This is a genomic window from Cedecea davisae (assembly GCF_044095835.1).
GTDB lineage: Bacteria > Pseudomonadota > Gammaproteobacteria > Enterobacterales > Enterobacteriaceae > Cedecea > Cedecea davisae.
In genome coordinates this window covers 4,698,623-4,714,545 of record NZ_CP172054.1, presented here as the reverse complement: position 1 = coordinate 4,714,545, position 15,923 = coordinate 4,698,623, and the positions used below count along the sequence as shown (strand labels likewise).

The 15,923-nt window shown below is 54.4% G+C and carries 17 protein-coding genes; 8 read left to right on the top strand and 9 right to left on the bottom strand.

Annotated elements, in window-relative coordinates; translation table 11 throughout:
* Nucleotides 1-19 precede the first annotated feature (19 nt).
* Nucleotides 20-835: a serine O-acetyltransferase gene (gene cysE / locus ACG1VR_RS22540; protein ID WP_016538908.1), complete on the top strand. Its 816-nt coding sequence runs from the start codon at nucleotides 20-22 to the stop codon at nucleotides 833-835.
* Here the strand turns inward: cysE and trmL are convergent.
* From trmL to cpxR, 3 genes are all read right to left on the bottom strand, one after another.
* Nucleotides 832-1,305, bottom strand: coding sequence for a tRNA (uridine(34)/cytosine(34)/5-carboxymethylaminomethyluridine(34)-2'-O)-methyltransferase TrmL (trmL, locus tag ACG1VR_RS22535; RefSeq protein WP_016538909.1), 474 nt, complete (start codon nucleotides 1,303-1,305; stop codon nucleotides 832-834). The genes cysE and trmL overlap by 4 nt on opposite strands.
* Nucleotides 1,306-1,386: 81 nt before the next feature.
* The gene (gene cpxA / locus ACG1VR_RS22530) at nucleotides 1,387-2,757 is read right to left on the bottom strand and encodes an envelope stress sensor histidine kinase CpxA (protein ID WP_016538910.1); all 1,371 of its coding nucleotides are present in this window, start codon (nucleotides 2,755-2,757) and stop codon (nucleotides 1,387-1,389) included.
* A complete protein-coding gene (cpxR, locus tag ACG1VR_RS22525) occupies nucleotides 2,754-3,452 on the bottom strand; it encodes an envelope stress response regulator transcription factor CpxR (protein ID WP_016538911.1) in 699 nt (232 codons plus the stop codon). Before cpxR ends, cpxA begins: the two co-directional genes overlap by 4 nt.
* Before the next feature lie 150 nt (nucleotides 3,453-3,602).
* Here cpxR and cpxP point away from each other — a divergent pair, with 150 nt between their 5' ends.
* From cpxP to ACG1VR_RS22500, 5 genes are all read left to right on the top strand, one after another.
* Nucleotides 3,603-4,112, top strand: coding sequence for a cell-envelope stress modulator CpxP (gene cpxP, locus ACG1VR_RS22520; protein WP_395489825.1), 510 nt, complete (start codon nucleotides 3,603-3,605; stop codon nucleotides 4,110-4,112).
* A gap of 124 nt (nucleotides 4,113-4,236) precedes the next feature.
* Nucleotides 4,237-5,139: a CDF family cation-efflux transporter FieF gene (fieF, locus tag ACG1VR_RS22515; RefSeq protein WP_016538913.1), complete on the top strand. Its 903-nt coding sequence runs from the start codon at nucleotides 4,237-4,239 to the stop codon at nucleotides 5,137-5,139.
* A gap of 183 nt (nucleotides 5,140-5,322) precedes the next feature.
* The gene (gene pfkA / locus ACG1VR_RS22510; protein WP_016538914.1) at nucleotides 5,323-6,285 is read left to right on the top strand and encodes a 6-phosphofructokinase; all 963 of its coding nucleotides are present in this window, start codon (nucleotides 5,323-5,325) and stop codon (nucleotides 6,283-6,285) included.
* 148 nt (nucleotides 6,286-6,433) lie between these two features.
* Entirely contained in the window at nucleotides 6,434-7,423 is a 990-nt protein-coding gene (locus ACG1VR_RS22505; protein ID WP_016538916.1) for a sulfate ABC transporter substrate-binding protein, read from the top strand.
* 99 nt (nucleotides 7,424-7,522) lie between these two features.
* Nucleotides 7,523-8,827: an SLC13 family permease gene (locus ACG1VR_RS22500; protein WP_395489824.1), complete on the top strand. Its 1,305-nt coding sequence runs from the start codon at nucleotides 7,523-7,525 to the stop codon at nucleotides 8,825-8,827.
* A 47-nt stretch (nucleotides 8,828-8,874) separates the two neighbouring features.
* Here the strand turns inward: ACG1VR_RS22500 and tpiA are convergent, their stop codons facing one another.
* Together tpiA and ACG1VR_RS22490 are read right to left on the bottom strand one after the other, a co-directional pair.
* On the bottom strand, nucleotides 8,875-9,642 hold the full coding sequence (gene tpiA / locus ACG1VR_RS22495) for a triose-phosphate isomerase (protein WP_039899006.1): 768 nt from the start codon (nucleotides 9,640-9,642) through the stop codon (nucleotides 8,875-8,877).
* A gap of 78 nt (nucleotides 9,643-9,720) precedes the next feature.
* Nucleotides 9,721-10,320 carry a YiiQ family protein gene (locus tag ACG1VR_RS22490; RefSeq protein WP_039899007.1) on the bottom strand — a complete coding sequence of 200 codons (600 nt, stop codon included), beginning with the start codon at nucleotides 10,318-10,320 and terminating at the stop codon, nucleotides 9,721-9,723.
* 115 nt (nucleotides 10,321-10,435) lie between these two features.
* Here ACG1VR_RS22490 and ACG1VR_RS22485 point away from each other — a divergent pair, with 115 nt between their 5' ends.
* A complete protein-coding gene (locus tag ACG1VR_RS22485) occupies nucleotides 10,436-10,855 on the top strand; it encodes a DUF805 domain-containing protein (RefSeq protein WP_016538921.1) in 420 nt (139 codons plus the stop codon).
* Between the two features lies 1 nt (nucleotide 10,856).
* On the opposite strand, the gene fpr is transcribed toward ACG1VR_RS22485, so the two are convergent.
* The 4 genes from fpr to ACG1VR_RS22465 all read right to left on the bottom strand — a co-directional run bounded on the left by fpr (nucleotide 10,857) and on the right by ACG1VR_RS22465 (nucleotide 15,223).
* Nucleotides 10,857-11,603 carry a ferredoxin--NADP(+) reductase gene (gene fpr, locus ACG1VR_RS22480; RefSeq protein ID WP_039899009.1) on the bottom strand — a complete coding sequence of 249 codons (747 nt, stop codon included), beginning with the start codon at nucleotides 11,601-11,603 and terminating at the stop codon, nucleotides 10,857-10,859.
* Nucleotides 11,604-11,702: 99 nt separating this feature from the next.
* Nucleotides 11,703-12,713: a class II fructose-bisphosphatase gene (glpX, locus tag ACG1VR_RS22475; protein WP_395489823.1), complete on the bottom strand. Its 1,011-nt coding sequence runs from the start codon at nucleotides 12,711-12,713 to the stop codon at nucleotides 11,703-11,705.
* A gap of 119 nt (nucleotides 12,714-12,832) precedes the next feature.
* Nucleotides 12,833-14,347, bottom strand: coding sequence for a glycerol kinase GlpK (glpK, locus tag ACG1VR_RS22470; RefSeq protein WP_039899011.1), 1,515 nt, complete (start codon nucleotides 14,345-14,347; stop codon nucleotides 12,833-12,835).
* 21 nt (nucleotides 14,348-14,368) lie between these two features.
* The gene (locus ACG1VR_RS22465; RefSeq protein ID WP_016538925.1) at nucleotides 14,369-15,223 is read right to left on the bottom strand and encodes an MIP/aquaporin family protein; all 855 of its coding nucleotides are present in this window, start codon (nucleotides 15,221-15,223) and stop codon (nucleotides 14,369-14,371) included.
* 436 nt (nucleotides 15,224-15,659) lie between these two features.
* Between ACG1VR_RS22465 and zapB the strand changes: the two genes are divergently transcribed.
* Complete coding sequence (gene zapB, locus ACG1VR_RS22460) at nucleotides 15,660-15,899, top strand: septal ring assembly protein ZapB (protein ID WP_016538926.1); 240 nt, start codon at nucleotides 15,660-15,662, stop codon at nucleotides 15,897-15,899.
* The last annotated feature ends 24 nt before the right edge of the window (nucleotides 15,900-15,923 follow it).

The window sequence follows — 15,923 nt, the reverse complement described above, 5'->3', positions numbered from 1 at the left end:
TTTCTGTCTGGAGAGAGCAATGTCATCTGAAGAACTGGATTTGGTGTGGAGCAATATTAAAGCCGAAGCGCGCGCGCTAGCGGATTGTGAACCCATGTTGGCCAGTTTTTATCACGCGACGCTGCTCAAGCATGAAAACCTCGGGAATGCGCTGAGCTATATGCTTGCCAACAAACTGGCTTCGCCCATCATGCCGGCGATTGCGATTCGTGAAGTTGTTGAAGAGGCTTATGCGGCCGACCCGCAAATGATAGCCTCTGCGGCCTGTGATATTCAGGCGGTGCGCACCCGAGACCCGGCGGTGGATAAATACTCCACGCCGCTGCTTTACCTCAAAGGCTTCCATGCGCTGCAGGCTTACCGCATCGGGCACTGGCTCTGGCTCGAAGGGCGCCAGGCGCTGGCGATTTTCTTGCAGAATCAGGTTTCCGTCTCTTTCCAGGTGGATATTCATCCGGCGGCAAAAATTGGCTGCGGGATTATGCTCGACCACGCTACCGGCATTGTGATCGGTGAAACGGCGGTAGTAGAAAATGACGTCTCGATTCTGCAATCTGTGACGCTGGGCGGCACCGGGAAAACCAGCGGCGACCGCCATCCGAAGATCCGTGAAGGCGTGATGATTGGCGCCGGGGCGAAGATCCTCGGCAATATTGAAGTGGGAACGGGCGCTAAAATTGGCGCGGGTTCCGTCGTGTTACAGCCGGTTCCACCGCATACCACTGCCGCTGGCGTACCGGCAAGAATCGTCGGCACACCGGAAAGCGACAAGCCGTCGATGGATATGGATCAGCACTTCAACAGCATCGGCTTCGAGTTCGGAGATGGTATCTAGCTTCTGAGAACGGCACCGCGGTATCCCAGCTGGCGCCAGGCTTCATACACTACAACAGAAACCGAGTTCGACAGGTTCATGCTGCGGCTGTCGGGCATCATCGGGATGCGAATTTTTTGCTCCGGCGGCATCGCATTCAGGATCTCGGCAGGTAGCCCGCGGGTTTCCGGGCCAAACATCAGATAATCCCCTTCTTGATAACTCACCGCGCTGTGGGCTGGCGTTCCCTTGGTGGTTAAAGCAAACAGGCGCTGGGGCTTTTCTGCCTCCAGAAACGCGCTGTAGTCGCGATGGCGCAGAACGGTAGTAAATTCGTGGTAATCCAGTCCGGCGCGACGCAGGCGCTTATCATCCCAGGGAAATCCCATTGGCTCAATGATGTGCAACCGAAACCCGGTATTTGCGCACAGGCGAATAATGTTCCCGGTATTGGGCGGAATTTCTGGCTCAAACAAAACGATATTTAACATACAACCCCCATCGACAAGGGGCGCAGAATAGCAAAATTGCTGCTAAGCAGAAATGAAAACAGGCTCCGTAGAGCCTGCTTGTTAACGGTGATAAAGCGGCAGCCAGAGCGTCAGGCGCAGGCCGCCTAGCGGGCTGTCATCTGCTTTGACCCAGCCGCGATGCTGCTGTACCGCAGTCTCAACGATAGCGAGGCCAAGGCCGGTGCCGCCGGATTCGCGGTCGCGTGCTTCATCGGTGCGGTAGAACGGGCGGAAAATTTGCTCGCGATCTTCCGGACTAACGCCCGGGCCATCATCGTCAACCGTCACCGTAATGCCCTGGTTATCCACGGAGAAGTTAACGGCAATTTTAGTATGCGAGTAGCGCAGCGCGTTGCGAATGATATTCTCAAGCGCACTTTCCAGCGCATTTGGGTTGCCGTACATCAGCCACGGACCGGGTGGATAGGTAATTTCCAGAGATTTACCCATCTGTTCGGCTTCGAAAGCGGCGTTATCCAGCATTTCCGTCCAGATCTGATTTGCCTTCATGGTTTCGCTAACCAGCGCGTTTTTCTGCTGATTACGCGACATAACCAGTAAATCGTTGATCATGCCATCCAGCCGCTGAGCTTCGGTTTCTATACGCCCCAGCTCCTTACTCTCACCGCTGCGGCGGCGAAGCAGGGCAGTACCAAGCTGCAGTCGAGTGAGCGGAGTACGAAGCTCATGAGAGATGTCGGACAGCAGCCGCTGCTGCGCCGTCATCATTCTTTCCAGCGCGGTCACCATCTGGTTAAAGCTGGCGCCTGCGGCCTGGAACTCCTGCGGCCCGGCTTCCAGCTCAGGATGCTGACGCAAATTCCCCTGCGCAACCTCATCCGCCGCGTTTTTCAGCTTACGAGCCGGTTTTGCCAGGCTCCATGCGAGCCACAGCAGCAGCGGAGAGCTCACCAGCATGGTGACAATCAGCAACAGCAGAGGCCGGTCGAACAGCAGGTTGATAAAGTCGGACTGTGAGCTGCTGGCGGGGCGAATTAGATAAAGTTGGTAGTTATCTTCGCCATCTCGTACCGAAAATGGGCCAACAAGCTCAACCCGGCCATATTTCTTTTTCTGGGGATGATCGGCGTTATCGGACTGGCCGATAAAGTTACGGATGATCTGCATTTCGTTGCGTTGGGCGCCAATGACTCGCCCTTCGCTGGTGACCAGCAGCAGGCGCTGGCCAGGAGGTGCCCATTTGTCGATGGCGCGAAACAGACGCCGCCACCACATTAAATCATTGGGCGGATCGGTCGCCAGCTCGGCTTCGACGTGCTGCTCAATCATGTAGCCCTGACGTTGCTCATTCTCCATCAGCTCGGTCATCTGGCGTGAATCCAGCTTTGGCAGCATTAAAACTAACATCAGTACCAGAGCCAGCGTCAGCCAGAAGATGGCAAAAATGCGCGCGGTAAGGCTACTTATCATGAAGCGGAAACCATCAGATAGCCGCGACCACGTAATGTTTTAAACCACGGGTGACCGTCTTTGCGATCCGGCAATTTGCGGCGCAGGTTGGAAATATGCATATCGATTGCGCGATCGAATGGCGTCAGGCGTTTACCGAGGACTTCCTGGCTAAGATGTTCACGTGAAACTACCTGACCAAGATGCTGGGCCAGAAGATAGAGCAGGGTGAACTCGGTGCCGGTTAAATCCAGCGCCTGGCCATCGAAGCTCGCTTCCTGACGGCCCGGGTTCAGGCTCAGCCCGTCCACCTCTACCGTTGGAGAACTGCTGTCGCTGTTTTGTTGTTGCTCGCTCCAGTGTGAGCGACGCAGGATGGCGCGAATACGCGCAACCAGCTCGCGGTCGTTAAAGGGTTTTGGCAAATAGTCATCGGCACCCAGCTCAAGGCCGAGTACGCGGTCAAGTTCGCTCCCGCGTGCGGTAAGCATAATGACTGGTGTCTGGTGTGTCTGGCGAAGCTCTTTCAAGGTATCGATACCGTTTTTCTTCGGCATCATTACGTCGAGCAATAACAGGTCGATGCTGTCGTCCAGAAGGGCCAACGCTTGCTCGCCGTCGTGGGCGACAGTTACGTCAAAACCTTCCATGTCGAGCAATTCCTTTAGCAGGGAAGTCAGCTCTCGGTCATCATCAACTAACAGGATTTTATTCATTGTGAAATTACCTCCGAGGCAGAAATTACGTCATCAAGCGGCGCTAATCCATGACTTTACGTTGTTTTACACCCCCTGACGCTAGTTTGCAGCGGGAATCGTAGACTGGCTCTCGTTGAATCGCAGCACAAAAGATTTTGGGAGCAAGTGATGCGCAATGTTACCGCTGCCGTCATGGCCTCAACGCTGGCGTTTATCTCTTTAGCCAGCCAGGCCGCTGATTTACAGACCGGCGTTAACTGGCCGCAAAGCGACAATCTGGCAAAGCGCAGTAACGCTCAGAATCATATGTTTGACGGCATAAGTTTGACCGAACAGCAGCGCCAACAGATGCGCGATCTTATGCAACGGGCAAGGCATGATAGCCCACCCGTTAATGTTAGCGAAATGGAGATCATGCATAGGCTGATCACCGCAGATAAATTTGATGAAGCGGCAGTAAAAGCCCAGGCTGAAAAAATGGCACAAGAACAGGTTGCCCGCCAGGTAGAGATGGCAAAAGTACGCAACCAAATGTACCACTTGTTAAGCCCGGAACAGCAGTCCGCTTTAAATGAGAAACACCAGCAGCGCATGGATAATCTCCGTGAACTGTCGGACCAGCAGCAGAGCATTTCGCTGCAGGCAATGAGTAGTAGCAGTAACCGTAGTAACCAGTAACAAACCCTGTTTTCCTTGCCATAGACACCATCCCTGTCTTCCCCGCCTACCCAGGCGGGTTTTTTTTGCCCAAAGCTCAGAGCGGGATCCGCTATACTAGCCGCATTCACCTGCGGGAGCCTCCATGAATCAACAATATGGGCAGCTGGTTAGCCGGGCCGCAATAGCAGCGACCGCCATGGCCTTGCTGCTGCTGATCATTAAAATTTTTGCCTGGTGGTACACCGGTTCGGTCAGTATTCTGGCGGCGCTGGTGGACTCGCTGGTCGATATTGCCGCCTCGCTGACCAATCTGCTGGTGGTGCGCTATTCACTGCAACCGGCAGATGAAGAACACACCTTCGGCCATGGCAAAGCAGAGTCGCTTGCCGCGCTTGCGCAAAGCATGTTTATCTCAGGGTCGGCATTATTCCTGTTTTTGACAGGTATTCAGCATCTTGCCGACCCTTCCCCAATGAAGGATCCCGGTATCGGCATCGCCGTGACGGTCGTTGCGCTGTTAAGTACCTTAATTCTGGTGACCTTTCAGCGCTGGGTGGTGCGAAAAACTCAAAGCCAGGCCGTCCGGGCAGATATGCTTCATTATCAGTCTGATGTTATGATGAATGGCGCAATTCTTATTGCGCTGGCTCTGTCCTGGTACGGCTGGCACCGCGCGGATTCGCTGTTTGCATTGGGCATTGGCGTCTACATTTTATATAGCGCGCTGCAAATGGGTTATGAAGCCGTGCAATCGCTGCTTGATCGGGCGTTACCGGATGAGGAGCGCCAGGCTATTATCGATATCGTGAATACGTGGCCCGGGGTAAGAGGGGCACACGATCTTCGAACGCGGCAGTCAGGGCCGACCCGCTTTATACAGCTTCATATTGAAATGGAAGATAATTTGCCGCTGGTTCAGGCGCATATTATCGCCGAACAGGTGGAACAGGCGATCCTTCATCATTTTCCGGGGTCGGATGTCATTATCCACCAGGATCCTTGCTCGGTTGTACCGACCGGGCGACAGGGACATTTCGAGCTTTAGTTTTACGTTGGAAGGTTGGTGCTAACGGGCAGTTTTTGCACAAAGTACCGCCAGTTGGCCTGACCTGAATCAATTCAGCAGGAAGCCGTTGTTATACTATTTGCTGCAGAGTCGAGGCTTCGGATTGCCCGCAGCGGTTTCCGGCACCAGGATTAATTTTGCTTTCAAAGTTCAGAGGTAGTCATGATCAAAAAAATTGGTGTGTTGACGAGTGGCGGTGATGCGCCGGGCATGAATGCGGCAATTCGCGGCGTAGTGCGTGCGGCATTGTCAGAAGGTCTGGAAGTCATGGGCGTCTATGACGGCTACCTGGGCCTGTATGAAGACCGTATGGTGCAGCTGGACCGCTATAGCGTGTCCGACATGATCAACCGTGGCGGCACATTCCTGGGTTCAGCTCGCTTCCCGGAATTCCGCGACGAAAATGTTCGTGCAGTGGCTATCGATAACCTGAAAAAGCGCGGTATCGATGCGTTGGTTGTTATCGGCGGCGACGGTTCCTACCTGGGCGCGATGCGCCTGACCGAAATGGGCTTCCCGTGCATCGGCTTGCCTGGCACCATTGATAACGATATCAAAGGCACCGACTACACCATCGGCTATTTCACCGCGCTGGAAACCGTCGTTGAAGCCATTGACCGCCTGCGTGACACCTCTTCTTCCCACCAGCGTATCTCCATTGTGGAAGTGATGGGCCGCTATTGTGGCGACCTGACTCTGGCTGCGGCTATCGCCGGTGGCTGCGAGTTTGTGGTACTGCCAGAAGTAGAATTCAGCCGTGAAGATCTGGTGGCAGAAATTAAAGCCGGGATTGCCAAAGGTAAGAAACACGCGATAGTGGCTATCACCGAGCACATCTGCGACGTGGACGAGCTGGCGAAATATATCGAAACCGAAACCAAGCGTGAAACCCGCGCGACCGTTCTGGGCCACATTCAGCGCGGCGGTTCTCCGGTAGCTTACGATCGCATTCTGGCTTCCCGCATGGGCGCTTACTCTATCGAGCTGCTTTTGCAAGGCTTCGGTGGCCGTTGCGTCGGCATCCAGAATGAAAAACTGGTTCACCATGACATTATTGACGCCATCGAAAACATGAAGCGTCCGTTCAAAGGTGACTGGCTGGACTGCGCTAAGAAGCTGTACTAAGAGTATTTTTCTCAGAAACCGGGCCTGGCCCGGTTTTTTTATGGGTTGTTATATCTCCAAAAGTTATAGCCAATCTTTTTTTATTCTTTAATGTCAGAAATAGTTTCTGGCACGCTGGGTTCATCAAACTTCATAAAGAGAACGAGCGATGAATAAGTGGGGCGTGGGTTTAACATTACTTTTGGCTTCTGGCGGCGTGCTGGCAAAGGATATTCAGCTACTTAACGTGTCTTACGATCCGACTCGTGAACTGTATGAAGAATATAACAAAGCGTTTAGCGCTCACTGGAAGCAGCAGACCGGCGATACCGTGACCGTGCGCCAGTCTCACGGCGGCTCCGGCAAGCAGGCGACTTCGGTTATCAACGGCATTGAGGCGGACGTTGTCACCCTCGCGCTGGCCTATGATGTTGATGCGATTGCCGAGCGTGGCCGTATCGACAAAAATTGGATCAAGCGGCTGCCGGACAACTCCGCGCCGTACACTTCCACCATCGTTTTCCTGGTGCGTAAAGGCAACCCGAAACAAATCCATGACTGGAACGACCTGATAAAACCGGGCGTCTCGGTTATTACGCCTAACCCGAAAAGCTCCGGCGGCGCACGCTGGAACTATTTAGCCGCATGGGGTTACGCGCTGCATCACAACAATAACGATCAGGCAAAAGCTCAGGACTTCGTAAAAGCGCTGTTTAAGAACGTTGAGGTGCTGGACTCCGGCGCTCGTGGCTCAACCAATACCTTTGTAGAGCGCGGGATTGGCGACGTGCTGATTGCGTGGGAAAACGAAGCGTTGTTGGCGACCAATGAACTGGGCAAAGATAAATTCGAAATCGTGACGCCAAGTGAATCGATTCTGGCGGAGCCGACCGTATCGGTCGTTGATAAAGTCGTGGAGAAGAAAGGCACTCAGGCGGTGGCGGAAGCCTACCTGAAGTATCTCTACTCTCCGGAAGGGCAGGAAATTGCCGCGAAAAACTACTATCGCCCGCGCGATCCTGATGTAGCGAAGAAATACGAAAAAGCGTTCCCTAAACTCAAGCTGTATACCATCGACGAAGAGTTCGGCGGCTGGACTAAGGCCCAGCAGGAACACTTCTCCAACGGCGGCAGCTTCGACCAAATCAGTAAACGTTAATCAGAATGGCCCTGCGGGGCCATTTTTGTTTCCATCGTCTTACATTTACTCGCTGAATATCTTCCCGTAGAGTGCTGAAAAACTCTACAGGAGACAGGTATGTCACTCTGGTTTTCAGACCCACTTTTCCTGCCCGGAATGATTGTGCTGGTGACTATCATCCTTTGGGCGACATCGGCCCTGCCTGAATACCTCACTGCTCTGCTGTTTTTTGCCGCCGCGATGGTGGCAAAGATTGCTCCTGCCGGGGTTATCTTTAGCGGCTTTGCCTCTTCCGCTTTCTGGCTGGTATTCAGCGGTTTTGTGTTGGGAATTGCGATTCGTAAAACCGGCCTTGCCGACAGGGTCGCCCGTGCGCTTTCCGCCCGGCTTACCGACTCCTGGCTCCATATGGTTGGCAGCGTGGTCTTGCTTAGCTACGCGCTGGCTTTTGTCATGCCTTCTAATATGGGGCGGATTGCCCTGCTGATGCCGATTGTTGCCGCCATGGCCAGGCGAGCCGCTATTGGTGAGGGGACCCGAGCCTGGTACGGTCTGGCGCTGGCCGTGGGGTTTGGGACATTCCAGCTTTCAGCAACGATTTTGCCCGCCAACGTCCCTAATCTGGTAATGAGCGGCGCCGCAGAGGGCTCTTACGGTCTGCATCTCAATTATCTGCCATACCTGCTGCTGCATACGCCGGTGCTGGGCATTCTTAAAGGACTAATACTGATTGGCCTTATCTGCTGGCTATTTCCCGGCAGGCCTCAGCCGCCGCAGCATATTGAGCATCCGGAGCCGATGAGCTTTGATGAGAAGCGTCTGGCGTGGCTGCTCGCGGTAGTTCTTGGTCTGTGGGTAACGGAAAGCTGGCACGGCATTGGTCCGGCATGGATAGGGCTGGTGGCCGCCTGTATTACGCTGCTGCCGCGTATCGGGTTTATTACAAGCGAGGAGTTTGCCAGCGGGGTAAATGTGCGGACCTGTTTCTATGTGGCGGGCATTCTGGCTCTGGCAACTACGGTTACGCATATCGGGCTTGGCGCTATCGTAGGTGAAAAACTGATGGCGATAATGCCGCTGGATGCGGATAAACCTTTTACCAGTTTTGCCGCGCTGACCGGCATTACCAGCCTGCTCAACTTTATCGTTACCGCCAACGGGGTGCCTGCGCTGTACACCACTTTTGCCGAAAGTTTCTCTCAGGCAACCGGGTTCCCGCTGCTGTCGGTCATTATGATTCAGGTTCTGGGATATTCCACGCCGCTGCTGCCGTATATGGCCTCGCCGATTGTGGTGGCGATGGGGCTGGGGAAGGTTCCTGCGAAAGAGGGAATGAAGCTTTGCCTGGCGCTGGCCGTCGTGACTTTTCTGCTGCTTTTGCCGCTGGACTACGGTTGGTTCCGGCTGTTGCATAAGCTATAAAAAAACGGCTCCGCAAGCGGAGCCGTTTCGTTTAATCGAGTGCGGGATTACGCTTTTTTCGCTTCAGCCGCAGCTTTAACGATAACGGCGAAGGCGTCGGCTTTCAGAGAAGCACCGCCAACCAGCGCGCCGTCGATATCCGGCTGAGCGAACAGCTCGGCTGCGTTTTTATCGTTAACGGAACCGCCGTACTGGATGATCACTTGCTCAGCCACTTTAGCGTCAGCTTTAGCAATGTGGTCACGAATGAATTTGTGTACTGCCTGAGCCTGAGCTGGGGTAGCAGATTTGCCGGTACCGATTGCCCAAATTGGTTCGTAAGCGATAACCGCGCCTTCGAAAGCAGCCGCGCCCTGAGTCTTCAGAACGGCGTCAATCTGGCGAGCACAAACTTCTTCAGTTTTGCCAGCTTCGTTTTCTGCTTCGGTTTCACCGATGCACAGAACCGGAGTCAGGCCAGCTTCTTTCAGCACGGCGAATTTCTTCGCGATGAACTCATCAGACTCTGCGTGGTAAGTACGACGCTCGGAGTGGCCGATGATGATGTATTTAGCGCCGATATCTTTCAGCATTTCTGCGGAAACTTCACCGGTGAACGCGCCGGACAGGTTCACGTCAACGTTCTGCGCGCCAAGAATGATGTGGCTACCGGAAGCAGCGTGTTTTGCCAGGTCCAGATACATAGTTGGTGGGGCAATAGCTACGCCACAGCCGTCAACGCCGGACAGCTCTTTACGCAGGTTGGCGATAAGCTCGTGAACCATGTGTTTGCTGCCGTTCAGTTTCCAGTTACCCATCACTAAAGGATGTCGCATTTTAATTCTCCACGCGGTAAGCAATAAAAAGAATCACTGCCCTATGGGCAGCTTGGTCTGTGAAACAGTATAGAGCATTTATTCGCCGTTGTTTAGCGCCTCAGATAGCGCCAGCTTAATCGGTTCAACCGCGAAGGTAAGCCCCTTTTCGCCGTTATCCGCTACAACATAGCGAATGGCGCCGTCGTTCTGCGAAAAATAGCGTTTATTCTTGCCGTCGCTCAGTAATTTGGTCAGTTTTTGCTGGCTCTGTGCTTTTGAAAGCGAAGGCGTGAAGCTACGAATAATCGCGGCCATATACTCCAGCGCTTTGCCGCGAGCGGCCTTTTGTTCCGGGCCCTGAATCGGCAGCCAGGTTATCTGTATCGATTTAACCTTAAGCGTTCCGCGCTCCAGCGCCGCCGAGGCGTAGAGGTTTTCGTTGATCTTGGTCGCGGCTCGCGTCAGGTTAGCTTTATCGCGGCTGTTTTCAACGGCGCGAAACTCGTTTAACGGCAACGAAGGATTATCGATATTGAATTTGCCGCGAAACTGGGTAATGGTCAGATCGAACGTTGGGGCGCCCGGCAGCAGGTAAGGCGCGGCCGGGAGCTGAGAAGCCGTATCTGACGGAGGATCCGCCCGGCTCACCGCCAGAGGCAGCGCCAGCAGCACGAGGGCAGGTAGCAGATATTTCATCGACACACTTCTCCTGTAATTTGTCTTCCCGATTAAATCGGCAATCCGTTGGCTTGTCAAAACGGGTCGCGACCAGGGTACACTACGCCGCGATAAAATAATAAGGACCTTACCCATGACCATACAGCAATGGTTGTTCTCTTTTAAAGGGCGCATTGGGCGCCGCGATTTTTGGATCTGGATTGGAGCCTGGATTATCGGCCTGATTATTCTGTTTACCCTGGCAGGGGCGGAAATCATGCCTTACTCCACGGCGGGCTTCTTCCTCACCGGTTCGCTTATTCCGACTGCCGCGGTTATCGTCAAGCGGCTGCACGACAGGGATAAAAAAGGCTGGTGGGCGCTGCTGTTCATTCCTGCGTGGCTGCTGCTGGCAGGGAACTGGGAGACCTTTGGTACTTTGTGGCAGTGGGGGCTTGGGCGCTTCATCCCGACGTTGATTCTGGTGATGGTCATCATGGACCTGGGCGCGTTTATTGGCACCCAGGGCGAGAATCGCTTTGGTAAAGAGACCAGCGAAGTTAAATTCCGCTGAATTACCAGTAATGCTCCGCAGTCATATGGCCCGGTCGGCGACGCAGATGTTTGCTCATCTGCCGGGTATCTTTCAGTAGTTGCTGGGTATCACGCACCATCTGCGGGTTACCGCACAGCATCACATGGCTGGTTTCGGTATCCATCGGCAGGCCGACAGCCTTTTCAAGCTCCCCGCTTTCAATCAGCGCCGGTACGCGTCCGGTGAGAGAGCCGGATACCGTTTCGCGGCTAACCACGGTCTGAACACGTACTTTGCCCTGATAACGTTCCTGCAACTCCAGCATTAGCGGCAGATAGCTTAAATCGCTGGCGTAGCGCACGGCGTGAAGCAGCACGATATTTTCAAAGCGCTCAAGGTCTTTGCCTTCCTGGAGAATAGACAGATAGGGGCCGAGCGCGGTGCCGGTCGCCAGCATCCACAGCGTTTTGCAGTCGGGAATTTCTTCGAGGACGAAGAACCCGGCGGCCTCGCTTACCAGCTGAACTTCATCGCCGGGCCGCAGGGCATGCAGGCGTGGGCTGAGTTTACCCTCCGGCACGGTGACCAGATAGAATTCGAGGTCGGGATTACTCGGGGCGTTGACGTAGGAGTAGGCACGCTGCACGCGCTCGCCGTCTATCTCTAACCCAAGCTTGGTAAACTGCCCGGCCGTAAACGGGGGGACCGGGGCGTGAACCGTCAGGCTAAAGAGAGAATCTGTCCAGTTTTGAACCCGGGTGACTTTACCTGTAACCCAATCCGCCATGTTGCTCTCCAGTCGTTGCTTTTTGCCTATCTTCACCAGGTTGCAGAGACATTTCCAGCCCAAACGAGCCGGAAAGCTCGAACCAACAAATGAGAAGCGTTACAGAATATGCTTCTGTACTTCGGTATCTTTACGATCGAGATAATGAATCGACTGAATGCGGCGGATGGTACGGGATTTGCCGCGGATCAGCAGGGTTTCGGTGGTTGCCATGTTGCCTTTGCGGGTGATCCCGTCAAGCAGGTCGCCTTTGGTGATACCGGTGGCGGAGAAGATAACGTTGTCATTGCGAGCCATTTCGTCGAGCGCTAATACCCGTCCGGCCTCAATGCCCATTGCTTTGCAGCGCGCCAGCTCCTGTTCGCCGATGCGGCGATTCTCTTCGCTGTCGCCTTTTACGTGATGGCGAGCCAGCAGGCGGCCCTGCATGTCGCCGTCCAGCGCGCGGATCACCGCCGCGGAAACAACACCTTCCGGTGCGCCGCCGACGCCATACAGCACGTCCACTTCGCTATCCGGCATGCAGGTCAAAATGGATGCGGCTACGTCACCGTCGGGAATGGCAAATACGCGCACGCCAAGCTGCTGCATTTCTTTAATCGTCGCATCGTGGCGAGGTTTAGCCAGAATGGTGACCGTCAGTTCGCTGAGCGGCTTGTTCAGCGCGGTGGCAATATTGCGCAGGTTGTCGCTAAGGCTGAGATTAAGGTCGATAGCGCCTTTGGCTCCCGGGCCGACAATCAGCTTTTCCATATACATATCGGGCGCGTTGAGGAAGGTGCCCTTATCGCCGACGGCTAGTACGGCCAGAGCGTTGGCCTGGCCCATTGCCGTCATGCGTGTGCCTTCAATTGGGTCTACGGCAATATCTACCGCGTCGCCTTTTCCGGTGCCGACTTTCTCGCCAATGTAGAGCATTGGCGCTTCGTCGATTTCCCCTTCGCCGATGACAATCTCACCGTCGATATTGATTTGGTTTAACACGATACGCATTGCATTTACGGCCGCGCCGTCGGCGACGTTTTTATCGCCCCGGCCAAGCCATTTGTAGCCAGCAAGCGCTGCGGCTTCGGTCACGCGGGAAAATTCGATGGCAAGTTCTCGTTTCATAGCAGACTCATTTAGCAAACAGAATTGCCGGGGAGTTTAGCACAGGCGGGGAAGGGGGCGGGAAACCGCCGGGCAGGGCAGCTAATGAAAAAGGCCCCTGAGAGGGGCCTTTTGAGAGATTACTGTTCTTCGTGATCTTCCCAGGCAAGGGCGCGTTTAACCGCTTTTTTCCAGCCAGCATAGCGATAGTTACGCTCGGTAGTTTCAATCCCCGGACGGAACTCTTTCTCGATGACCGATTTTTCCTGCAGTTCGTCGAGATTCTGCCAGAAACCGACTGCCAGACCGGCGAGGTAGGCCGCACCCAGGGCGGTAACTTCGCGTACTTCAGGGCGCTCAACGCGCGTGCCGAGAATATCGGACTGGAACTGCATCAGGAAGTTGTTTGCTACCGCACCGCCGTCCACGCGCAGGGCGTGCAGACGAATACCGGAGTCGGCCTGCATGGCCTCCAGCACATCGCGGGTTTGGTAAGCGATAGACTCAAGCGTTGCGCGAATGATGTGGTTGGAGTTCACGCCACGGGTCAGGCCGAAAATCGCGCCGCGGGCATACGGGTCCCAGTAAGGTGCGCCGAGGCCGGTAAACGCGGGAACCACGTACACGCCGTTAGTATCTTTCACCTTGTTAGCGAAATATTCGGAGTCAAATGCATCGCCAATCAGTTTCATCTCATCACGCAGCCACTGAATTGACGCCCCGGCCATAAACACCGCGCCTTCCAGCGCATAGTTCACTTCGCCTTTAGGGCCGCAGGCGATGGTAGTCAGCAGGCCGTTGGTGGAGGCTACCGCTTTTTCACCGGTGTTCATCAGCATGAAGCAGCCGGTGCCGTAGGTGTTCTTCGCCATACCTTCTTTGACGCACAGCTGGCCAAACAGGGCCGCCTGCTGGTCACCGGCGATACCGGCGATAGGAATACGCGTGCCGCCTTTACCGCCGATGTTGGTCTGGCCATAAACTTCTGACGACTTACGGACTTCAGGCAGCATTTCGCGCGGGATATCCAGCGCTTCCAGCATACGGTCGTCCCAGTCCAGCTCGTGAATGTTGAACAGCATAGTACGAGAGGCATTCGTGTAGTCGGTAACGTGAACGCGTCCCTGGGTCATTTTCCAGATAAGCCAGGTATCCACGGTACCGAACAGCAGTTCGCCGCGGCGAGCGCGCTCGCGTGAACCTTCTACGTGGTCGAGGATCCACTTCACCTTGGTGCCGGAGAAATACGGGTCAACGACCAGGCCGGTATTGTGGCGAACATACTCTTCCATGCCGTTGCGCTTCAGCTCTTCACAGATATCTGCGGTACGGCGGCACTGCCAGACAATCGCATTGTAAATCGGCTTACCTGTTTCACGCTCCCAGACCACGGTCGTTTCGCGCTGGTTAGTGATACCGATAGCGGCAATTTCGTCAGAGTTAATATCGGCTTTGGCCAACACTTCTACCAGCGTGGAGCTTTGGGTGGCCCAGATTTCCATCGGGTCATGCTCTACCCAGCCTGGCTTAGGATAGATTTGCTCAAATTCACGCTGCGCAACGCTGATGATGTTGGCGTCATGATCCAGGACAACGGCACGCGAGCTGGTGGTTCCCTGGTCGAGAGCGACGATGTATTTTTTCTCTGTAGTCATAATCATGTCCTGAAGTCAGTATTACAGTGCTTTTTGCTGAGTGGTCGCCTTGCTGTCCGGTTTATCTTCTTCGACAACGCAGACATCGCAAGGAAGGTGGCGGCCAATCAATTTACGGTAACCGAATGCGCCAAGCGACGCGCCGACGATTGGAGCGAACAGCGGCACCAGGAAGTAAGGAATATCTTTCCCGCCGGTGAAGGCTACGTCGCCCCAGCCTGCCAGCCATGCGAAGGTTTTCGGCCCAAGGTCACGAGCCGGGTTCATCGCAAACCCCGTCAGTGGCCCCATAGAGGCGCCGATAACCGCAATCAGCAGGCCAATCAGCAGCGGAGCCAGCGGGCCACGCGGCACGCCGTTGCCGTCATCGGTCAGGGCGAGGATCACGCCCATCAGAATAGCGGTAATCACCATCTCTACGGCAAACGCCTGCACAAAGTTAATGTGCGGGTTAGGATAGGTGGAGAAGATACCGGCTAAATCCAGGCTTTCTACGCTGCCGCGAACCATATGATGCGTCTGCTCATAATCGAAGAACAGATTGTAATACAAGCCATAAACCAACGCTGCGGCGCAAAACGCGCCAAGGAATTGTGAAATAATAAACGGCACGACTTTGCGTCCGTCAAAACAGGCGAACAGCCATAGTGCAATCGTCACCGCCGGGTTAAGATGTGCGCCAGATACCCCTGCGGTCATATAGATAGCCATCGCTACCCCTAAGCCCCAGATGATACTGATTTCCCACTGCCCGAAGGTGGCTCCTGCCACTTTCAATGCAGCAACACATCCCACACCGAAGAAAATCAACAACGCGGTACCCATGAATTCGGCGATGCACTGGCCTTTTAAGGTTGTTGTAGCTGTCTGACTCATAGTCGGGTCCTGAAGGCAAATTGATGATTATTGTTAGTCGAGCGTCCTTGCCACCCTTTATGCCATGTAGGCACGGTGTTAATTTATCGTTAACGAACACAAACGAGAAATATCGAACTTAAAATGTGCGTGGTGCGTCAAGAAAATGAGCGTTTTCGCGCTAAAAAGTGAGCACATCCTCACGTGTAACGGGCCGAAATGCCCCGTGAGCACAACGATTTTTTTAACAATTCAGACGAGTAACCCGCCCATGCTTTCGGCATAGACTGAAAAACGTCATGTTACGCAAAGAGCGCCGTAAGCCGCTGGACACGGGCATCCGCGCTACTTACAATCGAGTTACGCTACGTGTGCGCATACGTTCATAAAGGCGTCGCCGAAGAATCGGGACGAGGATAGCCATCCATCTACGCCTTGCAATTCAGGAGAGTTCGAAATGTCATTTGAAGTGTTTGAGAAACTGGAAGCAAAAGTTCAGCAGGCGGTTGACACGATTACGCTGTTACAGATGGAAATCGAAGAGCTGAAAGAGAAAAATAACAGCCTGGCTCAGGAAGTACAGCAGGCGCAGAGCAATCAGGAAGAGCTGGTGCGTGAAAACGGCAGCCTGAAAGAACAACAGCACGTCTGGCAGGAGCGTTTGCATGCGCTGCTGGGCAAAATGGAAGAAGTGTAATTACTCCCTGCGGGTAAAAAAGAA